At 75.3% G+C, this 3212-nt stretch carries 4 protein-coding genes; 1 reads left to right on the plus strand and 3 read right to left on the minus strand.

Annotation, left to right across the window (positions count from 1 at the left end; translation table 11 throughout):
* The 3 genes from GA0115240_RS34525 to GA0115240_RS34535 all read right to left on the minus strand — a co-directional run.
* Window positions 1-1087: phytoene desaturase family protein (locus GA0115240_RS34525; RefSeq protein ID WP_176725255.1), on the minus strand; the 1087-nt coding region annotated here is incomplete at its 3' end.
* A gap of 28 nt (window positions 1088-1115) precedes the next feature.
* A complete protein-coding gene (locus GA0115240_RS34530) occupies window positions 1116-1745 on the minus strand; it encodes a DUF4126 domain-containing protein (RefSeq protein WP_093742987.1) in 630 nt (209 codons plus the stop codon).
* A gap of 122 nt (window positions 1746-1867) precedes the next feature.
* Window positions 1868-2482 carry a TetR/AcrR family transcriptional regulator gene (locus GA0115240_RS34535; protein WP_093742989.1) on the minus strand — a complete coding sequence of 205 codons (615 nt, stop codon included), beginning with the start codon at window positions 2480-2482 and terminating at the stop codon, window positions 1868-1870.
* 177 nt (window positions 2483-2659) lie between these two features.
* On the opposite strand from GA0115240_RS34535, the gene GA0115240_RS34540 reads away from it, so the two are divergent.
* Window positions 2660-3212, plus strand: a 553-nt coding sequence (locus GA0115240_RS34540; RefSeq protein ID WP_161302654.1) for an SAV_6107 family HEPN domain-containing protein, incomplete at its 3' end; no start/stop codon positions are given.

Consider the following 3212-nt stretch of genomic DNA (forward strand, 5'->3'; position numbering starts at 1 on the left):
AGGCCGCCCCGCCAACCCCCGCCGTGAGCGAGTCCGCACCCCGGGCCGCGAAAATCCAGTCCAGGCCGCCCTCCCGGTCCGCCGGGTGCACGACCGTCCGGTGGGCCGTGCCGGCCGGGCGCGGGCCGCTCAGGGCCAAGTGGACGGTGAACCGGCCCGGTTCGCCGCGGGGCCCGGGGTCCGGCTCCGGTCCGACGGACCCCGCGGGCAGCACCCGCTCGCCGCGCAGCGCGGGCAGCGGCGCCCCCGCGACCACCGCGTCCGCCTCCGACCGGCTGCCGTCGGCCAGTTCCACCCCGGCGGCCCGGCCGTCCTTCTCCAGCAGCCCGGTCACCGCCGACCCGAAGCGGAACTCCACCTTCCGGGCCAGGCACCGCTCGTACACCGCGTCGGCCAGCGCGCGCATCCCGCCGCGCACGTACCAGACGCCGAAGGTCGCCTCCAGGTACGGCAGTACGGCCGTAGAGGCCGGCGCCGACCGCGGGTCGAGGCCGCTGTCCAGGGCGTAGCTCTCCAGCAGCGCCACCAGCCGCGGATCGCCCAGTTCGGCGGCGGCGACCCGGGCCAGCGAGGGCGCGCCGCGCCGGAACAGGCCGCGCCGGGCGACCGCCGGATAGGGATCGCGGGCCAGCGCGGGCGCGTCGGTGAGGGCGTCCTCCAGAAGCGGGCGCCGGGTGGCCTCCCATGCCTGCCGGGCCCGGACCAGCAGCTCGCTCCAGCGCTCACCGCTGCCGGCGCCGAAAGCCGCGTCCAGCGCCTCGATCACCCCGGACCGGGAGGCGTTGGGCAGCGACACCTCGGTCCCGTCGGCGAAGACATGGCGGCTCGCCGGATCGGCCTGCGTCAGCTCGACACTCGCCTCCAGGCTCTCCCGCCCGGTCTTGACGAACAGGTCGCGGTAGACGGCGGGAAGCAGCAGCAGACCCGGGCCCGTGTCGAAGGCGAAGCCGTCCTCGGCCAGCCGGCCGACCGCGCCGCCGTAGGTCGCCGCCCGCTCGTGCACCGTCACCCGGTGGCCGCCGGTGGCCAGCCGGGCCGCCACCGCCAGCGAGGCCATACCCGCGCCGATCACCGCAATCCGTGCCATGGCAGGGACTGTAGCGGCGGACCTGCCGTCAGGTGGCGGCCGGGGCCCCTCGTCCCTGTCCCTGCCCCGGTCCCGGCCCGCGTCCGGCCCGCCGCTCCCGGCGGCGGCGCAGAAAGCGGCGGATGCGGGAGAAGAGGAAGGTCACCACGGTCAGGCCGAGGGCCAGCAGCACTGCCGCGATGATCGCGGCCGGCAGCGGGTGGAACAGCGCGAACACGATGATGCCGGAGACGCCCAGGTCCTCGGCGAGGCTGACCACGATATTGCTGAACGGCTCCGGCGAGGTGTTCACCGCCATCCGCGTCCCGGCCTTGACCAGATGGCTGGCCAGCGCCGTCGAACCGCCCACCGCTGCCGCCGCCACCCTCGGCATCGAGCCGTCGTGGCCGGCCAGCAGCGCCGCGACCACCGCGCCGGCCACGGGCCGGACCACGGTGTGCACCGTGTCCCACGCGGTGTCCACGTAGGGGATCTTGTCGGCGACCGCCTCGATCAGGAACAGCACGGCCGCGACCGCCAGGACGTCCGGGCGCTGCAGCGAGGCCGGCACCGCGTCGGTCGCTCCGCCGGCGCCCATCGCGCCGAGCCACAGCACCACGGCGTAGGCGTTGATGCCACTGGCCCAGCCGCTGGTGAACACGAGCGGGAGTACGGACATGGCCGGGACTTTAGCGCGCGGCCCGCCGTCGGGGACCCCCTCGGTACGGGACCGCCGCGGCGCGGTGCGTCGGCGGCCGTCCCGCCGCAGCTCAGCGGCCTCGCGGAGCGGTCACCCGCCGCTCACGGGCAGGCCGCCCGCCCGCCGACCCTGCCCTGCAGCAGCCTGGCCAGGGCCGCGTGCACCTCGTCGACGCTGCGCTCCGGCTGGAACGCCTGCCAGTCCAACGCCGCGACCAGCACCATCCCGAACAGCGCGGACGCGGTCAGCGGGACATCGGTCTCGCCGCTCAGCTCACCGGCCGCGACGGCCTCGCCCAGCACCTTCTCCACCACCGCGACCGCCTCCTGGCGGACCCGGGTCAAGGTGTCCTGCCAGGCGCGGTTGGTCCGCCACAGCTCGGCGACGTAGAGCTGGGTGAAGGACGGGTGGCGGACGATGAAGACAAGCCCGGCGCGGACCATCGCGTCCAGCGCGTCGACCTGCGAGCCGCCCCGGTCGGTGACCTCTTCGGCGGCCTCGCGGAGCGAGTCGGTGAGCAGCCCCACGCCGTGCCGGAGCAGCTCCTCGAACAGGTCGTTCTTGCTGGCGAAGTTGTAGTAGACGGTCCCTTTGGCCACCCCGGCGCGCTCGGCGATCTCGTCGACCGTGGTGGCGGAGAAGCCCTGCTCGGCGATGAGGGTGACGGCGGCCTCGTACAGCTTCTGCCGGGTGGCCTGACGTCGTGCGGTGGTCATGACCTTGATTCTGCCTGCCCGAAGACGGGCACAGTCACGGGGTATTGACGGGGCGTCGGCGGGGCAAGCGTGCGGTACGCCGTCGGCGCGGGACGACGGCCGGGGCATTCCGGCTGGTCAGGGCCGATTGTCAGTGGTGGACCCCACCATGGGTCGTACGGAGAAAGGAGGCTCGTCATGGCAGCTCCGCTCAGCGACATCCATCCGGTGCTGCGTCGCGTCGCCGCGTCGCCCGCCGCCCTCGACCTGCTCACCCAGGCGCACCTCGGCCTCGAAGAGGCCGCCGCCCTGGAGACTCCGCACGAGCGCTACGCCACCGCCCACCTCGCCGCGCTGCGCACCGCCGCCGCGGTGCTGGCCGTCCGCGGCCGGCCCGAGCAAACCGCGCGGCGGCGCCGCCGCATCCGCAGCGCGTGGGAGGTGCTGCCCGAGGTCGCTCCCGAACTCGCCGAGTGGGCCGCCCTGTTCGCGGCCGGCGCGGCCCGCCGGGCCAGGGCCGAGGCCGGCATAGCCGGTGCGGCCTCCGCCCGGGACGCGGACGATCTGATCCGGGCCGCCGCGATGTTTCTGCGCCTGGTCGAGCGGATGCTGCTGCTCCACCCGTCGCTCCAGGGAGGCTGCCGCGCCAGGCGTAGCGATGACGGGCGTCGTCCGCCCGGAGGGCGGGGCCTCGTCGCTACCGCGCGGTGCCCGGAGGACTCCGACACGGCGCGGAGACGCGGCAGTCCCT

Origin of the sequence: Streptomyces sp. DvalAA-14 (assembly GCF_900091855.1) — a bacterium.
Taxonomy (GTDB): domain Bacteria; phylum Actinomycetota; class Actinomycetes; order Streptomycetales; family Streptomycetaceae; genus Actinacidiphila.